23 protein-coding genes are annotated in these 21,480 nt (G+C 70.6%); 13 read left to right on the forward strand and 10 right to left on the reverse strand.

Translation table 11 applies throughout. The features are described from left to right. Positions 1 to 28: 28 nt before the first annotated feature. Entirely contained in the window at positions 29 to 577 is a 549-nt protein-coding gene (locus B3S45_RS08955) for a M1 family aminopeptidase (protein WP_286719866.1), read from the forward strand. Positions 578 to 589: 12 nt separating this feature from the next. Here the strand turns inward: B3S45_RS08955 and B3S45_RS08960 are convergent, their stop codons facing one another. The 4 genes from B3S45_RS08960 to B3S45_RS08975 are packed head-to-tail and all read right to left on the reverse strand — an operon-like array spanning position 590 to position 4,952. Continuing rightward, positions 590 to 1,096, reverse strand: coding sequence for a chemotaxis protein CheY (locus B3S45_RS08960; protein WP_286719869.1), 507 nt, complete (start codon positions 1,094 to 1,096; stop codon positions 590 to 592). A 1-nt stretch (position 1,097) separates the two neighbouring features. Then, positions 1,098 to 2,039: an NUDIX hydrolase gene (locus tag B3S45_RS08965; protein ID WP_071044444.1), complete on the reverse strand. Its 942-nt coding sequence runs from the start codon at positions 2,037 to 2,039 to the stop codon at positions 1,098 to 1,100. Beyond that, positions 2,036 to 4,201: an RNA degradosome polyphosphate kinase gene (locus B3S45_RS08970; RefSeq protein WP_071044445.1), complete on the reverse strand. Its 2,166-nt coding sequence runs from the start codon at positions 4,199 to 4,201 to the stop codon at positions 2,036 to 2,038. The genes B3S45_RS08965 and B3S45_RS08970 overlap by 4 nt, the downstream gene beginning before the upstream one ends. A gap of 49 nt (positions 4,202 to 4,250) precedes the next feature. Further along, entirely contained in the window at positions 4,251 to 4,952 is a 702-nt protein-coding gene (locus B3S45_RS08975) for a winged helix-turn-helix domain-containing protein (RefSeq protein ID WP_071044446.1), read from the reverse strand. 114 nt (positions 4,953 to 5,066) lie between these two features. On the opposite strand from B3S45_RS08975, the gene B3S45_RS08980 reads away from it, so the two are divergent. The 4 genes from B3S45_RS08980 to B3S45_RS08995 all read left to right on the forward strand — a co-directional run bounded on the left by B3S45_RS08980 (position 5,067) and on the right by B3S45_RS08995 (position 8,309). Further along, positions 5,067 to 5,357, forward strand: coding sequence for a hypothetical protein (locus tag B3S45_RS08980; RefSeq protein ID WP_071044558.1), 291 nt, complete (start codon positions 5,067 to 5,069; stop codon positions 5,355 to 5,357). A 135-nt stretch (positions 5,358 to 5,492) separates the two neighbouring features. Continuing rightward, entirely contained in the window at positions 5,493 to 6,095 is a 603-nt protein-coding gene (locus tag B3S45_RS08985) for an FABP family protein (protein ID WP_071044447.1), read from the forward strand. A 5-nt stretch (positions 6,096 to 6,100) separates the two neighbouring features. Next, positions 6,101 to 7,201, forward strand: a complete 1,101-nt coding sequence (locus B3S45_RS08990; protein ID WP_071044448.1) for a YgfZ/GcvT domain-containing protein — start codon at positions 6,101 to 6,103, stop codon at positions 7,199 to 7,201. A 1-nt stretch (position 7,202) separates the two neighbouring features. Continuing rightward, entirely contained in the window at positions 7,203 to 8,309 is a 1,107-nt protein-coding gene (locus tag B3S45_RS08995; protein WP_071044560.1) for an FUSC family protein, read from the forward strand. Positions 8,310 to 8,320: 11 nt separating this feature from the next. Here the strand turns inward: B3S45_RS08995 and B3S45_RS09000 are convergent, their stop codons facing one another. Then, positions 8,321 to 9,163 (reverse strand): class I SAM-dependent methyltransferase, encoded by an 843-nt coding sequence (locus B3S45_RS09000; RefSeq protein ID WP_176759403.1) that lies wholly within the window; start codon positions 9,161 to 9,163, stop codon positions 8,321 to 8,323. Between the two features lie 33 nt (positions 9,164 to 9,196). Here B3S45_RS09000 and B3S45_RS09005 point away from each other — a divergent pair, with 33 nt between their 5' ends. Beyond that, the gene (locus B3S45_RS09005; protein WP_194384796.1) at positions 9,197 to 9,946 is read left to right on the forward strand and encodes a phosphoglyceromutase; all 750 of its coding nucleotides are present in this window, start codon (positions 9,197 to 9,199) and stop codon (positions 9,944 to 9,946) included. Between the two features lie 67 nt (positions 9,947 to 10,013). Here the strand turns inward: B3S45_RS09005 and phoU are convergent, their stop codons facing one another. Beyond that, entirely contained in the window at positions 10,014 to 10,697 is a 684-nt protein-coding gene (phoU, locus tag B3S45_RS09010) for a phosphate signaling complex protein PhoU (RefSeq protein ID WP_071044450.1), read from the reverse strand. A gap of 158 nt (positions 10,698 to 10,855) precedes the next feature. On the opposite strand from phoU, the gene B3S45_RS09015 reads away from it, so the two are divergent. After that, positions 10,856 to 12,061, forward strand: a complete 1,206-nt coding sequence (locus B3S45_RS09015) for a sensor histidine kinase (RefSeq protein WP_286719880.1) — start codon at positions 10,856 to 10,858, stop codon at positions 12,059 to 12,061. Then, the gene (locus tag B3S45_RS09020) at positions 12,058 to 12,741 is read left to right on the forward strand and encodes a response regulator transcription factor (RefSeq protein ID WP_071044452.1); all 684 of its coding nucleotides are present in this window, start codon (positions 12,058 to 12,060) and stop codon (positions 12,739 to 12,741) included. The genes B3S45_RS09015 and B3S45_RS09020 overlap by 4 nt, the downstream gene beginning before the upstream one ends. Positions 12,742 to 12,815: 74 nt before the next feature. On the opposite strand, the gene B3S45_RS09025 is transcribed toward B3S45_RS09020, so the two are convergent. Then, positions 12,816 to 13,337, reverse strand: coding sequence for a hypothetical protein (locus B3S45_RS09025; protein WP_071044453.1), 522 nt, complete (start codon positions 13,335 to 13,337; stop codon positions 12,816 to 12,818). A 128-nt stretch (positions 13,338 to 13,465) separates the two neighbouring features. Between B3S45_RS09025 and B3S45_RS09030 the strand changes: the two genes are divergently transcribed. Together B3S45_RS09030 and ispD are read left to right on the forward strand one after the other, a co-directional pair. Beyond that, positions 13,466 to 13,948 (forward strand): CarD family transcriptional regulator, encoded by a 483-nt coding sequence (locus tag B3S45_RS09030; RefSeq protein ID WP_071044454.1) that lies wholly within the window; start codon positions 13,466 to 13,468, stop codon positions 13,946 to 13,948. Positions 13,949 to 13,962: 14 nt separating this feature from the next. Further along, positions 13,963 to 15,168 carry a 2-C-methyl-D-erythritol 4-phosphate cytidylyltransferase gene (ispD, locus tag B3S45_RS09035; RefSeq protein ID WP_286719885.1) on the forward strand — a complete coding sequence of 402 codons (1,206 nt, stop codon included), beginning with the start codon at positions 13,963 to 13,965 and terminating at the stop codon, positions 15,166 to 15,168. A 12-nt stretch (positions 15,169 to 15,180) separates the two neighbouring features. Here ispD and B3S45_RS09040 read toward each other — a convergent pair whose 3' ends face one another. Further along, positions 15,181 to 16,101 (reverse strand): DMT family transporter, encoded by a 921-nt coding sequence (locus B3S45_RS09040; protein ID WP_071044561.1) that lies wholly within the window; start codon positions 16,099 to 16,101, stop codon positions 15,181 to 15,183. Positions 16,102 to 16,175: 74 nt separating this feature from the next. Between B3S45_RS09040 and cysS the strand changes: the two genes are divergently transcribed. The 3 genes from cysS to B3S45_RS09055 are packed head-to-tail and all read left to right on the forward strand — an operon-like array spanning position 16,176 to position 19,241. Beyond that, positions 16,176 to 17,585, forward strand: coding sequence for a cysteine--tRNA ligase (cysS, locus tag B3S45_RS09045; RefSeq protein ID WP_071044456.1), 1,410 nt, complete (start codon positions 16,176 to 16,178; stop codon positions 17,583 to 17,585). Further along, a complete protein-coding gene (gene rlmB / locus B3S45_RS09050) occupies positions 17,578 to 18,576 on the forward strand; it encodes a 23S rRNA (guanosine(2251)-2'-O)-methyltransferase RlmB (RefSeq protein ID WP_286719890.1) in 999 nt (332 codons plus the stop codon). The genes cysS and rlmB overlap by 8 nt, the downstream gene beginning before the upstream one ends. Before the next feature lie 26 nt (positions 18,577 to 18,602). Next, positions 18,603 to 19,241, forward strand: a complete 639-nt coding sequence (locus B3S45_RS09055) for an NAD(P)-dependent oxidoreductase (RefSeq protein ID WP_286719893.1) — start codon at positions 18,603 to 18,605, stop codon at positions 19,239 to 19,241. A gap of 6 nt (positions 19,242 to 19,247) precedes the next feature. Here B3S45_RS09055 and B3S45_RS09060 read toward each other — a convergent pair whose 3' ends face one another. Then, positions 19,248 to 20,555: a DUF4032 domain-containing protein gene (locus B3S45_RS09060; RefSeq protein WP_286719896.1), complete on the reverse strand. Its 1,308-nt coding sequence runs from the start codon at positions 20,553 to 20,555 to the stop codon at positions 19,248 to 19,250. Between the two features lie 67 nt (positions 20,556 to 20,622). Then, the coding region (locus B3S45_RS09065) for an ABC transporter ATP-binding protein (protein WP_286719898.1) at positions 20,623 to 21,480 on the reverse strand (858 nt) is incomplete at its 5' end.

Consider the following 21,480-nt stretch of genomic DNA (forward strand, 5'->3'; position numbering starts at 1 on the left):
GACCTATCCGCAGGAGGCGTGCACCCTGGTGGTGACTCCCGATGATCTCGAGATCCCGCTGGAGGCGCAGGGACTCGCCGTCTTCGGCGCGAACCATCTCGAACCGGAGTACGAGCGGCTGATCGCCCATGAGCTCGCCCACCAGTGGTTCGGCAACAGCGTCGGGATCGGCGCGTGGCGAGACATCTGGCTCAATGAGGGCTTCGCCTGTTACGCCGAGTGGGTGTGGTCCGAGGCCTCGGGCGGGCCCACGATCGAGGATCTCGCGGCCACAGCCCACAGCCGCGTTCGCGACCTCCGTGCCGACATCGTGATCGGAGACCCGGGGGCCCGAGACATGTTCGACGATCGGGTCTACAAGCGCGGCGCGCTCACCCTCCTTGCCGTGCGCCGCACCATCGGCGCCGAGGCGTTCGCGCAGCTGCTGACCGCGTGGACCGGCCGCCACCGCCATGCTCTGGTCTCGACGGACGACTTCATCGCGCTGGCGGAATCGTTCGCGGGCCGCCCGATGGCGGCGTTCTTCGACGAGTGGCTCTACGCCCGCGAGCTTCCGCCGCTTCCCGCGGACGCGTGAGGTCTCGGCCTGTCATGCCGAGCGCCACGCCGCACTGAGGACGGACCCGGGCGGTCCCGGCAGATCGCGCCCGCGCACGTCGGGGGCCGACGGGAGGGACGCCGTCCAGGTCGAACCCGCGGTGTGCACGACGACGGATGTCGGGTCGAGGCGCAGGAGCCGGCCGTCGGCCTTGGCGGCAGCCTCGAGTCGCACCCACTCCCGGAGGGTGGCGACACCGACCACGTCGGAGGCGTCCGAGGCGTCGCCGCGCTCCGCGTCGATGCCGAAGCCGACGAGTCCGCGTCCGTCGATGACAGCCGCGACCGCGGTCGCCACACGATTCATGCCGTCCCGGACATACGTCGTCGATGCGAGAAGTCCGCCGGGGGTCAGCCGCGGCGCGCCGTGGTCTCCACCGCACCGGGGGCACACCCGCGACACCTCGCGCCCGGGAGCGAGGCGGTGAAGCAGTTCGTCGGCGACGGCGCGTCGGCGGGCGTCCGCGACGGGTGCCCAGGCGACCCGGATCGCCTCCACGTCACACGCCGGCGTCGTGCTTCTCGGTGGCGACGATGCCCGAAGCCGGGTCGTCTGCCGAGAGATGCACGACCGAGAACTCTCCCGTGTCCAGCGCCGACGCGCTCCCCAGATACGAGCCGGGGATGCTGCCGGCCGCAAGCGCGAGCTCGCTGACGATGTCGGGAAGCACGGGGCCGTGGCTGCACAGAACGACGGGCCGGCGCGCGCGGATCCGATCACCGACAATGCGCCGCACATCCGATCGCCCCTCCTCCCACGCATCCTGGCTGATCCCCGGCTCGAGGTGCACCTTGCAGCCCAGAGCGGCCGCGAGCGGACGCACCGTGCTGGCGCACCGCACTGCGGGGCTGGAGACGATCTTGCGCACGCCGAACGCGACAAGCGGGCCGACGAGCTCGTTCGCCTGCCGGCGCCCGCGCGGGGCGAGCGGACGCTCGGCGTCCACCTCGCCGTCGAACGCGTCGCGCGAGACGGCCTTGGCGTGTCGGAGGATCACGAGGGGGAAGGTGCGCAAGGCCCCCTCGTCGAGGAAGGCGCGGAATCTCTCGACGATCTCGACGTCGACGGGGTAGCTGAGGCGCTTCACGGCCTTCTTCAGCGACACCCACTCGAGCCCGGCGATCTCCTTGTTCGGCGTGAACGAACTCGCCCGGATCGCGGCGTCGGTCGCCTCGGCGGCCCAGTAGTGCACGATCTTCTCCCGCGACGACGGAAGCCGGTAATGGGAGACGCCGATGTGCGCACCGAGGCTCACACGGATGCCGGTCTCTTCGTGGATCTCGCGCGCGGCCGTCTCGGGCAGGGTCTCCCCGGGGTCGACCTTGCCCTTGGGCAGGCTCAGGTCGCGGTACTTCGTGCGGTGCACGAGCAGGATGCGCAGCTTGCCGTCGACGACCCGCCACACCACCCCGCCGGCGGCGTAGACGATGGCCGAGCTCATCGGACGGCCCGTGCGCGACGGCGTCGCCGCACGTCGTGCATGGTGCGATCCTGCAGGTCCAGCAGCGGTGCGCCGTCGGCGCTCTGGGCGTGGCGCGTCCATTCCGCGTCCGCGCCCAGCCACCACGAGCTGGTGGCGTCGCTCATGGCGAGGGTGAACAGATCGTCCAGCTCGCGGAGGTGCGCGGGGGCGACGACCCGCACGAGCGCCTCGATGCGCCGATCGAGGTTCCGGTGCATCATGTCGGCGCTGCCGATGTACATCTGCGGATCGCCGTCGTTCTCGAACGCGAAGATGCGGGAATGCTCGAGGTAGCGCCCGAGGATGCTCCGCACCGTGATGTTCTCGCTCAGGCCCGGCACACCGGGGCGGAGGGAGCAGATGCCGCGCACCCACACCTCCACGGCAACCCCCGCCTGGCTGGCGCGGTACAGCGCGTCGATGATCTGCTCGTCGACCATCGAGTTGACCTTGATCCGCACCCGGGACGGCTTGCCGGCCAGCGCGTTCTTGCGCTCCTTGTCGATGAGCCGGAGGAGCCCCTTGCGCAGGTGCAGCGGAGCGACCAGGAGCCGCTTGAACTTCTTCTCGATCGCGTATCCGCTCAGTTCGTTGAAGAGGCGGGTGAGGTCGCGGCCGACCTCGTCGTCGACGGTGAACAGGCCGAAGTCCTCGTACAGCCGACTGGTCTTGGGGTTGTAGTTCCCCGTGCCGACGTGGCTGTAGTGGCGCAGCACCCCCTCCTCCTCGCGGATCACGAGGGCGAGTTTGCAGTGCGTCTTGAGCCCGACGAGGCCGTACACGACGTGCACGCCCGCCTTCTCGAGCTTGCGCGCCCACACGATGTTGTTGGCCTCGTCGAAGCGCGCCTTCACCTCGACGAGAGCGAGAACCTGCTTGCCGGCCTCTGCCGCGTCGATGAGCGCCTGGATGATCGGGCTGTCGCCCGACGTGCGGTACAGCGTCTGCTTGATGGCCAGAACGTGGGGGTCCTTCGCCGCCTGCTCGAGGAAGCTCTGCACACTGGTCGCGAACGACTCGTAGGGGTGGTGCACGAGCACATCCGCCTTGCGGATCGCGGTGAAGATGTCGCTGCGCTCGGTGTTGTCGCCCGGCTGGAAGGCGAGCGCCGTCGTGGGCAGGTGCGGCGGGTAGTGCAGATCGGGGCGATCGATGCGCGCCAGATCGAACAGGCCGCGCAGGTCGAGCGGTCCGGGCAGGCGGTAGACCTCCTGCTCGGTGATGTCGAGTTCGTTCACCAGGAGCTCGAGTGTGAGGTCGTCCATGTCGTCGGTGACCTCGAGGCGGATGGGAGGTCCGAAGCGCCGGCGCATGAGCTCGGCCTCGAGCGCCTGGATGAGGTTCTCGGTCTCGTCCTCCTCGATCACGAAATCCTCGTTGCGCGTGAGGCGGAACGCGTGATGATCGAGCACCTCCATCCCCGGGAACAGGTCGCTGAGGTTGTTGGCGATGAGGTCCTCGAGCGGCAGATACCGCACCGCGTCGTCGTCGCGCGAGACCTCCACGAACCGCGGGAGCATGGGCGGCACCTTCAGTCGCGCGAACTCCTGACGGCCGGTGCGGGCGTTGCGGATGCGGATCGCCAGGTTCAGCGACAGCCCGGAGATGTACGGGAAGGGGTGCGCCGGGTCGACCGCGAGCGGCATGAGCACGGGGAAGACCTGGGTCTGGAAGTAGGTGTAGAGCTTCGCCCGGTCGTCGTCGTCGAGCGCATCGTAGGAGAGCACCTCGATGCCGCTGCGGGCCATCGCGGGCTTCACCAGATTGGTCCACGCCGCGGCATGACGCACCTGAAGGGCGTGCGCCTCGGCGGAGATGTCGGAGAGCACCTCGTGGGGCGAGCGCCCGACGTTGGTGGGCACCGCCAGTCCCGTGACGATGCGGCGCTTGAGGCCGGCGACGCGCACCATGAAGAACTCGTCGAGGTTGCTGGCGAAGATCGCGAGGAAGTTCGTCCGCTCCAGGAGCGGTGTCAGCTCGTCCTCCGCCAGCTCCAGCACGCGCTGGTTGAAGGCGAGCCAGCTCACCTCCCGATCGAGATAGCGGTGCTCGGGCAGCTGCGCATCGAAGCTCTCGGACTGGTCGAAGTCATCGTCGTCTGCGTCGCCGAGACCGGCATCGAGAACCTCTGGTTCGATCATCCCTTCATCATTGCAGGACGAAGGTGACCGCGGTGTGAACCGCGGCGGGCTAGGACGCTTCGCCGCGTTCGCGCGGCGCCGGGACCTGGTCGTCTTCGTAGACGTTGAAGCGGTAGCCGACGTTCCGGACCGTCCCGATGAGCTGCTCCAGGTCGCCGAGCTTGGCACGCAGGCGACGAACGTGCACGTCGACCGTGCGGGTGCCGCCGAAGTAGTCGTATCCCCACACCTCGCTGAGAAGCTGCTCGCGCGTGAAGACCCGGGAAGGATGCGTGGCGAAGAAGTGCAGGAGCTGGAACTCCTTGTAGGTCAGATCGAGCGGCTTGCCGTGCACCTTCGCGGAGTACGACGACTCGTCGATGGAGATGCCGGAGGTCTGGATGCGGCTCGATCCCTGGTCCTGGCTCTTGCGTCCGATCGCGAGGCGGATGCGCGCATCCACCTCCGCGGGACCGGCGGTCACGAGGATCACGTCGTCGACGCCCCAGTCGGTCGACACGGCGGTCAGTCCGCCCTCGGTGACGATGAGGATCAGCGGAGCGTCGGCGCCGGTGGTGTTCAGGATCTTGCTGAGCGACTTGGCGCCGACCAGGTCGACGCGCGCGTCGATGAAGATGACGTCGGAGCTCGGCGCGTTCACCAATTGCGCGGCTTCGGCCGGGATCTGTCGCACGCGATGACTCAGCAGTTCGAGCGAGGGCAGGACAGGGCCGCCCCCCTGTGCGGAGCTGAGAACCAGAAGCTGTGCCAAGACGCCATCCTCTCGGCGTCGAACACGCCGTGGGCCCCATATTAGAGCGTGGGTGACACCGGCTCCGAAACGCGCCGGTTGGCGCCCGGCTCGGGGTGCGCGAGAATGGTCGCGATGTCCACCCCACCGCTCGCACCGCGCTCGACCTTCGGCGGCGTCGTCGCCGTCTGGATCGTCGCCGCAATCGTCGGCGTCGCGATCGGACTGTTCGTGCCGGCCGAGTGGCGCGCGGCGTGGATGCCGGTGGGACTCGGCGGGTGCCTGATCCTCGCGTTCGCCGTGCAGCTGTCCTACGGGCGCTCCTACCGCTTCATCCAGCGCGTGGCCGCGAGCGTCGTCGGAGCCCTCCTGATCCTCGGCGTGATCAGCCTCGGGTTCGGTCTCGCGTCGGTGGTTCCGGGATAGAGTGGTCGGCATGGATCTCGTGGCGCTGGAACTCTTCTTCATCGGCCTTCTGGGTCTGGCTTCGCTGGCGATCGTGTTCATCTCCGGCGTCGTCGTGAAGAACCTGTATCGCGGCCAGCGCTGACGGGGCGCGTCGTGCTCGATCTGCCGACCGACATCGCCGCAGACCTCGCCCCGCTCTCCTGGCTCATCGGGGTGTGGGAGGGCACCGGCGTTCTGGACTACACCGCCGGCGACACCCGCTTCTCGGGGGAGTTCACCCATCGGGTGAGCTTCAGCCACGACGGCGGCGACCACCTGAACTACTCCGCCGACGCCTGGACGATCGGAGCCGACGGCGGCCGTGTGCCGCTGGTCGCCGAGGTCGGCTTCTGGCGTCTGGAGCGTCCGGCGGTCGCCACCGACGCCGGCCCGGCTCTGCTGCCGCCGCGTGCGCCCGGACCCGCTCGCACGGCGGATGACGTCGAGAAGCTCCGCAACGCCGAGGGCGGGTTCGACATCCAGGCCCAGATCGTCCACTCCGACGGCGTCGGCGAGCTCTATCTCGGTCAGATCAAGGGGCCGCGCATCGACCTGGCCACCGACGCGGTCGTGCGCACCGCCGGTGCGCGGGACTACGCCGCGGCCACGCGCATGTACGGGCTCGTCGAGGGAGATCTGCTCTGGGCGTGGGACATCGCCGCTCTCGCACACGACCTGCGATCGCACGCGTCGGCACGTCTGAAGCGCGCGGAGTGACGGCGATGATCGATTCTGCGCGCGTGCCCGGGGCGGTGATCGAGGGCGGAGTGCTCCAGCACCTCGGGTCACCGCTCGGCGAGCAGCGCGCCCTTGCCGGCGGTCGGGCGGTGGCCGTGCTCGGCGACCGCCGCGTGCTCGCTGTCACCGGCGAGGACCGGCTGTCGTGGCTGGACTCCCTGACATCGCAGGCGCTGCGCACCCTCGAGCCCGGTGTCAGCACCGAGCTGCTCGTGCTCGACCCGCAGGGGCGTGTCGAACACGCCGCTGCCGTGCTCGACGACGGCGAGACGACCTGGCTGCTCGTCGACGCCGGCGACGCCGACGCGCTCCTGATCTGGCTGCAGCGGATGCGGTTCCGGCTTCGGGTCGAGCTCCGCGACGCCGGTGACGAGTACACCGTGGTGGGCGGCGCGTCCGATGCCGTCGCGCCGTGGGCGGCATCCGTCGACGGCAGGCCGCTCGTGTGGCGCGACCCCTGGCCTGACGTCGCCGTGGGCGGCTGGGCGTACGCCGCGACCGATCCCCACCCGGGGGGCCAGCGCGGATGGGCCGAGGCGCTCGTCACGTCCGACCGCGCCGAGGCGCTGGTCGAGGCCGCCGCGCGGGGAGAAGCGGCCCTCGCCGGCGTGATCGCCGCCGACGCCCTTCGCGTCGCCGCCTGGCGGCCCCGGTGGGCCGCCGAGGTCGACGGGCGGCTGCTGCCCCATGAGGCCGACTGGCTGCGCACGGCCGTGCACCTGGACAAGGGGTGCTACCGCGGGCAGGAGACCGTCGCCAAGGTGCACAACCTGGGGCATCCTCCGCGTCGCCTCGTCTCCCTGCATCTCGACGGCAGCGACAGCGTGCTGCCCGAGCGCGGTGCGGCGGTGCGTGCCGGTGGTGACGTGGTCGGCGAGATCACGTCCGCGGCGCTGCATTTCGAAGACGGTCCGATCGCTCTCGCGCTCGTCAAGCGATCCGCGCCGGTGCCGGGCACGCTCACGGTGGACAGCTCGGCGGGTGACATCGCCGCGGCCGCGGAGACGATCGTTCCGCCCGATGCCGGGCGCACCGCCGCGGTCCCGCGCATGCCGCGGCTCGGGCGACGCACCGCGGCCGGGTGAGATGAGCGACGCGCCGCCGCCGCTGACCGAGGCGATCCCGGTCGGATGGCGTGCCCAGCTCGATCCTCGACCGCGGCTCCGGCGGCTGCGCGACTCGGCGAACGCCATCGTGCAGATCGTGGTCGCCGCAACGGCGGCGTACGCCTTCGCCCACTATCTCCTCGGGCATCCGGCACCGCTCATCGCGGCGACGGTGACCGTCTCCAGCCTCGGGCTCGTGCGCGACGCGCGGCCACGACGCGTGCTGCAGACCGTGCTCGGCATGCTCGTGGGCATCCTCGTCGCCGAAGTGATCGCGATGGTCGCTGGGTCGGGCTGGTGGCAGCTGGCGATCGCGCTCGCCGTCACGATGACCGTCGCACGCCTGCTGTCGGCCCACGCCGGGTTCACCATCGCGGCGGCGATCCAGGCCATCATCGTCATCGTCGTCCCGGCGGAGACGCCCTTCCTGAGACTGGTGGACGGCGTGGTCGGCGGGATCGCCGCCCTCGCGGTGACCGCGCTGATCCCGAGGAACCCGCACAAGGCGGAACGGCGGGATGCGGCGGCCCTCTTCCTCGCGGTGCAGAAGACGATGGACACCCTCGTGCAGTCGCTGCGACGCGGCGACAGGCTGCGCGCGGAGCGCGGTCTGCAGCGAGCGCGGGCGCTGCAGAAGCACGTCGACCGCTGGGCCGATTCGCTCGACTCCGGCCTGTCGATCGCGCGCATCTCGCCGTTCCTGCGCCGCGCCCGCGGCGAACTGCTGCGGCACGACCGTGTGCGGCAGGCGATGGATCTCGCGACCCGCAACCTGCGCGTGGTGGCGCGGCGGGCGGTGTACCAGACCGACGACCGTCGCCCCCGGGTCGTCGTCGCCGAGACGCTGGCCGAGATCGCGCGCGTCATGGCGCTGGTGGAGGACTCGCTCGACGACATCGCGCTCGCCCCGGCCGCGCGCGAGGCCGGGAGGGCGGTGGCCTCCCGGCTGGACCCTCGGACGATCCTTCCCGACGCGGACCTCGGGGAGCAGAACCTCATCGTCGCGATGCGCCCGCTCGTGACCGACCTGCTCACGGCCACCGGGATGACACCCGACGAGGCGCGGGAGTGCCTGCCGCGCCTGTGACCCGGCGGCGGTCACGGCTGCGGTGCGATCGCCTCCCACGGGATGGTGACCTCTCCCAGACGCCACCTCGAGCGATCCCGCAGCGGCCATCCGGATGCCGCGGTGACCTCGAGTGTGCGGCGCCACCGGTCCACCGGCCCGAAGGCTCGCAGCGCGGTCGAGCGCTCCCAGGATGCCGCGAGGTCGCGCAGGAAGGCGTGCACCGGCTCGCCGGGCACGTTGCGGTGGATGAGGGCCTTGGGCAGTCGCTCGGCGGCGACGGCGGGGGAGTCGAGGTCGGTCAGCCGCAGCGAGAGGGTGAGGGTCGCGGGGCGCCCGTCCGCGCCGACGGCGATCCACGTCGCGACCCGGCCGATCTCATCGCACGTGCCCTCCACGAGCACGCCTCCCGGCTGCAGGCGCGCGGTCATGCGGTCCCACGCGCCGGCGACATCGGACTCCTCGTACTGCCGCAGCACGTTGAACGCTCGGATCGCGACCGGTCGACGACCGTCCGGGGTGGGGATCTCGAAGCCACCCCGCGCGAAGGACACGGCCGTGGCCGCCGCGAAGGGCGTCTCGCCGGAGCGCACGCGCTCGAGCTGGGCGGTCGCGCGCGCTACGCGCTCGGGATCGATCTCGAGGCCGCGCACCTCGACATCCTGTCGCCTGCGCGCCAGTCGTGCGTGCAGTTCGAGCGAGGTGACTGCGCTCGCGCCGAAACCCAGGTCGACCACGAGCGCGTCGTCCGTGCGCCGCAGAGCCGGGTGGCGGGCCAGCCAGCGATCCACGCGACGGAGACGGTTGGTCCCCGTAGTGCCACGGGTGGCGCGGCCCACGATCGTCGTGCGCGAGGACGGGGGAGATGGGGCCACGAGACCATCCTCGCAGTCAGTAGGATTGCGGGTATGAGCGAGCCGTACACGCTGATCCTCCTCCGCCATGGCCAGAGCGAATGGAACAAGACCAACCAGTTCACCGGGTGGGTCGATGTCCGCCTCACCGAGCAGGGGAAGTCCGAAGCCGCCCGCGGCGGCTCGCTGCTCGCCGAATCAGGGATGCTCCCCGACGTGCTGCACACGTCGCTGCTGAGCCGCGCCATCCAGACCGCCGACATCGCCCTCGACGCCGCCGACCGGCTCTGGATCCCGGTCAAGCGCACGTGGCGCCTCAACGAGAGGCACTACGGCGCGCTGCAGGGCAAGGACAAGGCGCAGACCCTCGAGGAGTTCGGCGAGGAGCAGTTCATGCTCTGGCGTCGGTCCTTCGACGTTCCGCCGCCGCCGCTTCCGGCAGACGCCGAGTACAGCCAGGTGGGCGACCCGCGCTACGCCGACATCGACGGCGACGTGCCCGAGACCGAGTCGCTCAAGCTCGTCATCGATCGCATGCTGCCGTACTGGCACAGCGACATCGTGCCCGACCTCCAGGCGGGCAAGACCGTGCTGGTGACCGCCCACGGCAACTCCCTGCGCGGCCTCGTCAAGCACCTCGAGGGCATCAGCGACGACGACATCGCCGCGCTGAACATCCCGACCGGAATCCCGCTCGTCTACCGTCTCGACGAGTCCCTGACCCCGCTGGGCCCCGGCGAGTACCTCGATCCGGAGGCCGCCGCCGCCGGCGCCGCCGCGGTCGCCTCGCAGGGCAAGGGCTGACCTCCCGACGCACGAACGAAGGGCGGGCCCGCATCGCGGAGCCCGCCCTTCGTTCGTGCGTGTCAGGTCAGTCGGATGCGACGATCGTGGTGTCGATCTCCTGGTCGTGGCTGGCCCAGTCGCCGGTGGCGAGGTAGAGGACCTTCTTCGCCACGGAGACGGCGTGGTCGCCGAAGCGCTCGTGGAAGCGGCTCGCGAGCGTCGCGTCGACGGTCGCGGAGGCCTCGTGGTCCCATGACTCCGACAGCACCTTCTCGAAGACGCTCACGTGCAGCTCGTCGATCTTGTCGTCGATCTCGCGGATCTGCTCCGCCAGGCGGAGGTCCTCGGTGCGCAGCAGGTCGGTGAGGGTTCGTGCTGCAGCCACGTCGAGCTCGCCCATCTTGGTGAAGGTGGACTTCAGGCCGTGGGGCACGACGCGCTCCGGGAAGCGCATGCGCACGAGCTGTGCGACGTGCTCGGCGATGTCGCCCATGCGCTCGAGCGAGGCGCTCATGCGCAGGGCGCTGACGACGATGCGCAGGTCGCGTGCGACCGGCTGCTGACGAGCGAGGATCTCGATGGCCAGCTCGTCGAGCGCCACCGCCTTCTCATCGATGATGATGTCGGCCTCGATGACCTCCTCGGCGAGGGAGACATCGCTCTTCTCGAACGCGGTGGAGGCCTTCTCCATCGCGATCGTGACGAGTTCGGAGATCTCGACGAGACGTGACTGCACGTCTTCGAGGGTCTGGTGGAAGACTTCGCGCATTGCGGCACCTTTCCTTCGGTCGTGCGGGGTGCGGCCCCGGCGATTCTCGTCAGGGAAGGTTAACGAACGGTTCCCCCGGGGTGAATAGTACTGATCCCGCGCGGAGGGCATCGGGACTTGCGCGAAGCCGCCGTTCGCGATCCGTTTACGCTGGTCCAATGACCACGACGGCTGCCGCGCTGCTCGCGCTCCTGGTCGGCTCCCTCATCGGCGCAGGCATCGCCGTCGTCATCTTCCTCTCCCTGCGTGCGCGTGACCGGGCCCAGGCCCACTCCTCGCGCGCGGTTCCGGACGGGATCCGCGAAGTGCTGCACGGCATGGAAGATCCCGCCGCGATCGTCGACGCGTCGTCGACCGTGCTCGCCGCGTCGTCGGCCGCGGCGCCGTACGGCATCGTCGAGGCCGCGGCGCTCGGCAGCGACGACCTGAGACGTGTGGCGAGGAAGGCGCGCGATGCCGGGAGCGTGTCCGCCGAGACGCTCCGGCTGATGCGCGGCGCCCCGCCGGCCGAGTCGCGCCTCGTGACCGTGCGGGCCACGCGGGTGTCACCGCGCCTCACCCTCATCGTTCTGCGCGACATCACCGAGCGCGAGCGGGTGGAGCAGATGCGCCGCGACTTCGTGGCGAACACCAGCCACGAGCTGAAGACGCCGGTGGGGGCGGTGAGTCTGCTCGCCGAGGCCATCGAGTCTGCGGCCGACGACCCGGAGCAGGTGCGGGTGTTCGCATCCCGCCTCACCGCGGAGGCCCAGCGCCTGGCGTCGCTCACCTCCCGCATCATGAACCTGACCCGCCTGCAGGCCAGCGATGAGCTCAGCGAGATGCGCGATGTCGCCGTCGACGAAGTGCTCACCTCGGCGATCGAGTCCAGCATGATCCAGGCTGCGGCATCCGGGGTGGAGATCGTGCGGGGCGGCGACCGAGAGCTGTTCGTGCGGGGCGACGCCCAGGTGCTCTCCGAAGCCCTCGGCAACCTGATCGTCAACGCCGTCGCCTACTCGCCGCACGGCAGCAAGGTCGGGGTCGGCGTCAAACGTGTCGACGACGTCGTGGAGATCGCCGTCACCGATCGCGGCATCGGCATTCCGGAGGCCGACCAGCAGCGCATCTTCGAGCGCTTCTACCGCGCCGACCAGGCGCGCTCGCGCCGCACGGGCGGAACCGGTCTCGGGCTGTCGATCGTCAAGCACGCGGTCCAGCGGCACGGCGGAGAGGTGCGGCTGTGGTCGCGCCCCGGGCGGGGTTCGACCTTCACCATCCGCCTGCCGCTGGTCGACGCGCCGCTCGACGCCGCGATGGGCAAGCGCAAGAAGAAAAAGAAGAAGGACAAGATGAAGGCTCCCCTGAACGGAGAAACCCGATGACCCGCGTTCTCATCGTCGAAGACGAGCCCGACCTCGCCGACCCGCTCGCCTACCTGCTGCGGCGTGAGGGATACGAGGTCGAGACCGCCGAGGACGGCGCGCTCGCGCTGACGGCGTTCCGTGAGCGGGGCGCGGACATCATCCTCCTGGACCTCATGCTGCCGGGCATGCCCGGCACCGAGGTGTGCCGGCAGGTGCGCACCGCGTCGCAGGTGCCGATCATCATGCTCACCGCCAAGGACTCCGAAGTCGACATCGTGGTGGGGCTCGAGCTCGGGGCCGACGACTACGTCACGAAGCCGTACTCGACCCGGGAGCTGCTGGCCCGCATGCGCGCGGTGCTCCGCCGCAACGCGCAGGCCGAGGCCGACCTCGAAGATCACATCCTCGAGGGCGGCCGTGTGACGCTCGACATCGATCGCCACACCGTGTCGGTCGACGGCAGCGAGATCAGCATGCCCCTGAAGGAGTTCGAGCTGCTGGAGGTGCTCATGCGCAACGCGGGTCGCGTGCTCACCCGCGGTCAGCTGATCGATCGCGTCTGGGGCACGGACTACTTCGGCGACACCAAGACTCTCGACGTGCACATCAAGCGCATCCGCTCGCGCATCGAGCAGAGCCCGAGCGACCCCACGATGCTCGTGACCGTGCGCGGTCTGGGCTACCGCTTCGAGGCCTGAGCCCGACGACGACGAAGGCCCCGGGGGAGATCGAGATCTGCTCCGGGGCCTTCACCGCTTCGCGGCGCGGGCCGTCAGGGGACGAGCGGCGCGAGGTAGTCCTGTTCGCCGTCGAGCACCGGCACGGGCACGACGGTCGTCTCGCCGTCGCCCGACTGGAACGACATCGGGATGTCGGTGCCCGGCATCGCTCCGCCGAGGTCTTCGATCAGCAGCGGCTCGGTCTCATCGGACCCGAGGCTGATGACCGTGTTCGCGGGGACGCGGATCGTCGCGGTGCCCACCGACCCGGCGTCGCCGATGTCGATGCGGAGCGTCTCGGCGCTGTCGGTGCCGTTGACGACCGCGGCGACGAGGTTGCCCTGCTCGCCGTCGTCGGTGACCACGAGCACGTTGCGCACCTGCAGGGGACCGGAGGTGTCGGGGACCATCATCCCGTCACCCGGCGAGTACTGGATGGTCGTCGCCTGCGTGGAGATCATGCTGCAGCCGGTCGCCCCCAGGACGACGGCCGCGCCGAGCGCCAGAGACGCCAGTCGCCGCGCAGCGGTGCGGTTGTTCGAGATCACGGATCCTCCCGGGACGGATGACGGCATCGTCTCCGATTCTAGGGTGTCGCCGGCGCGGGTGCCGACCGGGGCCGTGACGGGTCACCGCACGCGGTGGAGAACCTTAGCGTATGTCGCCTGTGGTATTCTGGAGGTTGCCGAAGGGACATAACTCCATGCTTTTTGAGGTTGGCGAAACCGTCGTTTACCCCCACCACGGAGCGGCGACCATCATCGAGGTCAAAGACCGTGTGATCAAGGGCGAGACGAAGAAATACCTGAAGCTCAACGTCACCCAGGGCGATCTGGTCATCGAGGTTCCGGCGGAGAACGTCGACCTCGTCGGCGTCCGCGACGTGATCGGCAAGGAAGGCCTCGACAAGGTCTTCGAGGTGCTGCGTGCCCCCTTCACCGAGGAGCCCACCAACTGGTCTCGCCGCTACAAGGCGAACCTCGAGAAGCTCGCTTCCGGTGATGTCATCAAGGTGAGCGAGGTCGTCCGCGACCTGTGGCGCCGCGATCAGGACCGCGGGCTCTCCGCCGGCGAGAAGCGCATGCTCGCGAAGGCCAAGCAGATCCTGATCTCGGAGCTCGCCCTGGCCGAGAAGACCGACGAGGACAAGGCGAGCGTCATGCTCGACGAGGTGCTCGCGAGCTGATCTCCCCGGATGCCGTGAGCATCACACCCGTTCCCCGCGTCGCCGTCGTCGTCGTCGCGGCCGGCGCCGGCACCCGACTGGGCGCCGGCGGACCGAAGGCGCTCGTCGGCATCGACGAGCATTCGCTGCTGCGGCACTGCCTCGCCGGTGTCTTCCGCGCCGCCGCGGCGCAGGTGGTCGTCGTCGCCCCCGCCGGGCGGGAGGGCGACGCGCTGACCGAGGCGATCGAGGCGGCAGGCGAGCGGCGCGACCTCGTCACCGTCGTGACGGGAGGGCGCTCGCGCCAAGAATCGGTGCGCGCGGGTCTGGCCGCCCTGTGGGGTGATGTTCGGTACGTGCTCGTGCACGACGCGGCGCGAGCGCTCACCCCGCCCGATGTCTTCGCCCGTGTGATCTCCGGGCTCGAAGCCGGCGCCGACGGCGTCATCCCGGTGCTCCCGGTGATCGACACGATCAAACGCGTCGAAGATCGTGCCGTCGTCGCAGCGGTGGACCGTTCCGAGCTGTCCGCGGCGCAGACGCCGCAGGGTTTCCGCCGAGATGCGCTGGATGCCGCCTACCGCGCCGTCACGCGCGAGCACACCGACGATGCCGCACTCATGGCGGAGGCGGGGCACGACGTGTCGGTCGTGGCCGGCGACCCGCTCGCGTTCAAGATCACCACGCCGGCCGACCTCGAGCGCGCCCGTCATCTCGTCGCGGCGGATCCGCTCCCGGTTCGCCGCGCGTCGCTCACCCCAACCGGTGGGGCGCCTCGTGTGGGCGTGGGCACGGACGTTCACGCCTTCGCGACGAGCGGCGAGCTCCGTCTCGCGGTCCTGTCGTGGCCGGGGGAACCGGCCCTGGCGGGTCACTCCGACGGGGATGCGGTGGCACACGCCATCGTCGACGCCCTGTTGTCGGCGGCGGGTCTGGGAGACATCGGAACCCACTTCGGCACGGGCCGCCCGGAGTACGACGGCGCGCACGGCGAGGTCTTCCTCACGCGCACAGTGGGCCTTCTCGGGGAGGCGGGCTGGCGCGTCGGAAACGTCGCGGTGCAGATCCAGGCGAACCGCCCGCGCTTCTCGCCGCGGCGGCTCGAGGCCGAGAGGGCGCTCTCGGCGGCTCTCGGCGGCGCGCCGGTGTCGGTGTCGGCCACGACGACCGACGGCCTCGGGTTCACGGGTCGCGGCGAGGGGGTGGCGGTCACCGCCGTCGCGCTGGTGCTGCCCGCCTGAACGGAACCGCCGTCAGCCTTCGACGGCGAACGGCTCGGGATCGCGCGGAGTGCGCGCTCCCCAGGCAAGCAGGGCCAGTCCCGCCCCGAGAACCGCGAGGCCGAGGAGAGCGACGGTCGGCAGGCGTTCGCCGAGCACGACGACGCCCAAGAGGGTCGCCGTCAGCGGCTCACCCAGGGTGAGCGTCGCGGCCGTCGCGGCGGTGAGGCCGCTCAGTCCCCAGGTGAACACGGTGTAGGCGACGGCGATCGTCGCCACCCCCAGCCACGCCGTCATGGCGATGCCCGCGGGGTCGGCCAGCCACGTGAGGTCGACGAACGGGAGCGCCCCGAGGGCCAGCACGCCGGAACCGGCGCCCATCGCCCCGACGACGAGGAACGGATCCCACCCGGCGTCGAGCAGGCGGCGCTGAGAGACGGCGATCACGGCGAAGCTGGCGCCGGCGCCGAGCGACCCCGCGAGGCCGGCCGGGTCCGTGCCGGCCTCGCCGCCGCCGGCGAACCCGAGCATCACGACGCCGGCGGTGGCGAGAGCGGTCGCGCCGATCCACGTCGCGGTCGGGCGGCGACGGGTGAGCATCCATTCGGCGACACCGGCGAGGACCGGCGCCGACCCCAGGGCGACCACCGTTCCCACCGCCACGCCGTTGCGTGCGGTGCCGAGGAAGAACAGCGGCTGGTAGACGGCCAGTGCGACGGCGGTCAGGGCCATCAGGGTGAGCGCCCACGGTGTCGCCCGAGGTCGCGGTATCGGCGACCGCCGCGCTCGACGGGCGGCGAGGGGGAAGGTGATCGCGGCGATGGCGATGCCGCCCACGATCAGCCGCATCGCGCCGACCGACAGCGGCGTGGTCCCGTCGGGGCCGAGCACCTGCGCGGTGCCGGTGGTGCCGAACAGCATCGCGGCGACCAGGACGGCGAGAACGTGCAGCACCACACCGTTCTACCCCACCTCGGTGCGGCACCTCCCGGAGCGGCCGCTCGGCGCGCCGCGGGTAGGCTGGGCGGGTGACTCTCCGGCTCTACGACACCAAGGCGCAGCTCCTGCGTGACTTCGTGCCGATCGATCCCGCGAACGTCACCGTGTACGTCTGCGGCCCTACCGTGCAGTCGGGGCCCCACCTGGGGCATCTGCGCGGCGCGCTGAGCTTCGACATCCTGCGCCGCTGGCTCGCCCACCGATACGACCGCGTGACCTTCGTGCGCAACGTCACCGACATCGACGACAAGGTGCTCGAGAAGGCCGTCGACGGCGAGCCGTGGTGGGCGCTCGCCTACCGCATGGAGCAGGAGTTCAGCCGCGCCTACGCGGCGATCGGCATCCTCCCGCCCACCTACGAGCCGCGGGCGACGGGCTCCATCCCGCAGATGATCTCGCTGATCTCGCGGCTGATCGATCGCGGTCACGCCTACGCCGCCGCGGGCGACGTCTACTTCGACGTGCGCTCCTGGGCCGCCTACGGAGACCTGACGCGTCAGAAGGTCGACGCGATGGAGACCGCGGCCGACGCGGATCCGCGCGGCAAGCGCGATCCCCACGACTTCGCCCTGTGGAAGGGCGCCAAGCCGGGGGAGCCGTCCAGCGCGTCGTGGGACTCGCCGTGGGGCGCGGGGCGCCCGGGATGGCACATCGAGTGCTCCGCGATGTCGCGCCGCTATCTCGGCGGCGACTTCGACATCCACGGCGGCGGCCTCGATCTGCGCTTCCCGCACCACGAGAACGAACTCGCCCAGTCCACCGCCGCCGGCGACGGCTTCGCCCGGTACTGGGTGCACAACGGCCTCGTCACCGTCGGCGACCAGAAGATGTCGAAGTCGATCGGCAACGTCCTGCTCGCCGACGAGGTGCTCGCCGATCGTGATCCGCTCGTCGTGCGCTACGCGCTCGCCGGCGCCCACTACCGGTCGAGCCTGGACATCTCCGCGTCGAGCTTCGCCGAGGCCGAGGCCGCACTCGATCGCATCCGAGGCTTCCTCGATCGCGCCGTGCGCACGCTGCGCGACGACACGGTCGATCTGCGCGTGACGGCCGAGATCCCCGACCGTTTCGCGGCGGCGATGGACGACGACCTCGGCGTGCCGCAGGCGCTCGCCGTGCTGCACGAGACGGTCCGGGCGGGCAACGCGGCACTGGAGGCGGGGGATCGGGATGCGGCGCTGCGCGCCTTCGCCGACGTCGCCGCGATGACCGGCGTGCTCGGCATCGACCCGTTCGATCCGATGTGGCGCAGCGACACCGGCGACGCGCACGCGACGGCGCTCGATGCGCTCGTGCAGACGATGATCACGCAGCGGGCCGATGCGCGCGCGACGAAGGACTGGGCCACGGCCGATCGGATCCGCGACGCCGTCGCCGCCGCCGGCATCACCCTGGAAGACACCCCCGATGGAACACACTGGAGCTTGAGCGATGGCTAAGCCAGGACGACCCGGCGCGAGCCGGGGCAAGAAGAAGGGCCCCACGAAGGGGTCCGGCGGACAGAAGCGGCGGTCGCTCGAGGGCAAGGGCCCCACGCCCAAGGCGGAGGACCGCGCCTGGCACCCCGCCGGCAAGCGCAAGGCCGCCCAGGAACGCTACGTCGCCGCGGGTGGCAAGGGGCGTGCGGGGGCGAAGCCCCAGGGCTCGAACCCGAACCGCTCCGGCCGCGGGTCCTCCGACGACACCGAGACCGTCACCGGGCGCAACTCCGTGCTCGAGGCGCTGCGTGCGCGCATCCCGGCCACGGCGCTGTACGTGGCGCAGCGGGTGGAGATGGACGATCGCGTCAAGGAGATGCTGTCGATCGCCACGAACCGCGAGATCGCGATCCTCGAGGTCACCCGGCCGGAGCTCGACCGCATGTCCGGATTCGACGGTGTGCATCAGGGTGTCGCCCTCAAGGTGCCGCCGTACGAGTACGCGCACCCGCAGGATCTGCTCGAGCAGGTGCTCGACACCGGCGCGACCCCCCTCCTGATCGCCCTCGACGGGGTGACCGACCCGCGCAACCTCGGGGCCATCATCCGCTCGACCGCCGCGTTCGGCGGTCAGGGGATCATCCTGCCCCAGCGACGCTCGGCCAGTGTCAACTCCGCCGCGTGGAAGACCAGCGCCGGCGCGGCCGCGCGCATCCCGGTCGCCGTCGCGCCGAACCTCACCTCGACGCTCAAGGAGTACAAGAAGCAGGGGGTCTTCGTGCTCGGGCTCGACGGCGGCGGCGACGTGTCGCTGCCGAAGCTCGAACTGGCCGACCGGCCGGTCGTGATCGTCGTCGGCTCCGAGGGCAAGGGGCTCTCCCGCCTGGTGACCGAGACGTGCGACCAGATCGTGTCCATCCCGATCTCCGCGGCGACGGAGTCCCTCAACGCCGGCATCGCGGCATCCGTCGCGCTCTATCAGGTCGCCACCGCCCGCGCCGCCCAGGGCTGAGCGCGGCGCCGATCGAAAGGAAGCGAATGTCCCGCATCGCCGTCATCGGAGGGACCGGGTACGCCGGTCGCCACATCGTCGCCGAGGCGGCCCAGCGCGGGCACACGGTACTGGTCGTCGCGCGCAAGGCGGTCTCCGATCGCGTCGAGCACGCGATGTACCTCGAGGGCAGCATCCTCGATGTGCCGACGCTCGTGACCGAGATGCAGGGCGTCGAGGTCGTCATCGTCGCCGTCGCCGCCCGCGGTGACATGGCGGGGATGCTGCGACCGGCGGTCGCAGAGCTCGCCGCAGAGCTTCCGCCGGAGGTGAGACTCGGCGTGATCGGGGGCGCCGGCGGCAGCCGCGTGAGCCCGGACGGACCGCGCCTGGTGCACACCCCGGAGTTCGCCGAGGAGTACAAGCCCGAAGCGCTCGAGGCCCTCGCCATCCTGGAAGACCTCGAGACGGGCGCGGAACGCGACTGGTTCTACGTGCATCCCGCCGGCGGGTTCGGGCCGTGGAACCCCGGTGAGCGCACGGGATCGTACCGAGACGGCGGGCCCGTGCTCGTGGTCGATCCCGATGGCGAGTCGATGATCTCCGGCGCCGACCTGGCCGTGGCGGTCGTGGATGAGATCGAGCAGCCGCGCCACGCGCGCGAGGCGTTCTCGGTCGGCTACTGACTACTCTCAGACGAGGTCGCGCCAGTCCACCGCGCCGCTGTCGTCGTCGACGGTCGGCAGATCGGCGGTGATCACGGGGAGCGACGTGGTCTCGGTAGGCGGCCCCATGACGGTCGCTTCGTCACGACGGTGCCGCAGCACGTCGTCGACGTAGCTCCCCAGCGCTTCGGCGAGCGGCACCGAGCCGCCGCGCGACTGCGAGAGGTACCAGCGGTGCTCGAGGACCTGGTGGTACACCTCGGCCGGCTCGAGCTTCGCGCGCAGGTCGTACGGGATCGCCATCACGACCGGCTCGAAGACGCGCGTCAGCCACTCGTGCGCGACGACCTCCTCATCGCCTCCGAGGCGTGAGATGCGGGCGCGGAACTCGTCGAGGTCGTTGAGCAGGCGCCGGGCCTGGTTCTCCTCGACGTCGAGACCGGTCAGGCGCAGCAGCCGACGCTGGTGGTGACCGGCATCCACGACCTTGGGCTGAATGGACACCCGCGTGCCGTCGTCGGTGGTGGTGATCGACATCTCGCCGATGTCGAAGCCGAGGGCGTTCAAGCGCTGCACGCGCTCGGTGATGCGCCACGATTCGTCGGCGCCGAACGATTCCCGGTCGGTGAGGGCCGCCCACAGCGAGTGGTAGGACTCCACGATGCCGTCGGCGACGGCGAGGGCGTCGACCCCGCCCTCCAGGCGCCCGCCCGCTTCGAGGTCCATGATCTCGCCGGCGATGTTCGTGCGTGCGACGTCGAGATCGTGCTCGCGCTGACCGCGGGTGAGGCCGGCCTCGTGGAGCTCGCCCGTCTCGGCATCGACGAGGTAGGCGGCGAAGGCGCCGGCGTCGCGGCGGAAGAGGGTGTTCGACAGCGACACGTCGCCCCAGAAGAATCCGACGTTGTGCAGTCGCACCAGAAGGGCGGCGAGAGCATCCACGAGACGTGTCGCGGTGTCCGGACGCAGGACCTGCGTGAAGAGGGCGCGGTAGGGGAGGGAGAACTTCAGGTGCGCGGTGACGAGGGCGGCGGGAAGCGGCGTGCCGTCGGCGTCGGTGCGGCCCGCGATGACCGCGATGCGCTCCACGCAGGGCGCATCCAGTCGGTGGAGGTTTCCGAGCATGTCGTACTCACGACGCGCCATCTCCTCGGTCGTCTCCTTGATCGCCACGACACGGCCGGAGAGGCTCGCGAAGCGCACCAGGTGCCGTGAGATGCCCTTGGGGAGGAAGACGATCGTGCTCGTGGGCCATTCGGCGAGCGGCGTGGACCAGGGCAGAGCCAGGAGTGCCGGGTCGACGGAGCTGGCGGTGATGGAGAGTGATTCGCGCATGATCCTTCCGAAAACAGTACAGCGCGGGTGGATCCGAGACCCACCCGCGCTGTACGTGCGTCGGTGACTACTCCGAGAGCACGGGAGCGTCGTTGAGGCGCTCGCCCGTCTCGATGTCGAAGGCGTGCACGTGTCCGGCCGTCGCGGCCAGGGTCACGGTCTCACCCGAGTGGGGGTGGTTGCGACCGTCGACGCGGGCGACGATGTCGGTGCGCTTGCCGTTGATGTCGGTGTGGCCGTAGAGGTAGCCGTCTGCGCCCAGCTCCTCGACGAGGTCGACGGTGACCGGCAGGCCCTTCCCGTCGGCCGGGCCGACGACGATGTCCTCCGGGCGGACGCCGATGGTGACCTCGCTGCCGTGCGCGCGGCCGACCGTGTCACGGTCCAGCGGCACGACCTCGGAGCCGAACTGCACGCCACCCTCGGCGAGCGGAGCGGGGAAGAGGTTCATGGCCGGCGAGCCGATGAATCCGGCGACGAACACGTTGTTCGGCCGCTCGTACAGGTCGCGCGGGGTGCCGACCTGCTGCAGGATGCCGTCCTTGAGCACCGCGATGCGGTCACCCATGGTGAGGGCCTCGGTCTGGTCGTGCGTGACGTAGACGGTCGTGACGCCCAGGCGACGCTGCAGCGACGCGATCTGGGTGCGGGTCTGCACACGCAGCTTCGCATCGAGGTTCGACAGCGGCTCGTCCATGAGGAACACCTGCGGCTGACGCACGATCGCGCGGCCCATGGCCACACGCTGACGCTGACCACCCGACAGGGCCTTGGGCTTGCGCGTCAGGTACTCCTCGAGGTCGAGCAGCTTGGCGGCTTCCAGCACGCGCTGGGCGCGCTCCTCCTTGCCGACGCCGGCGATCTTGAGCGCGAAGCCCATGTTCTCGGCGACGGTCATGTGCGGGTAGAGCGCGTAGTTCTGGAA

Origin of the sequence: Microbacterium sp. UBA1612, assembly GCF_002321605.1 — a bacterium.
Taxonomy (GTDB): Bacteria; Actinomycetota; Actinomycetes; order Actinomycetales; family Microbacteriaceae; genus Microbacterium; species Microbacterium luteum.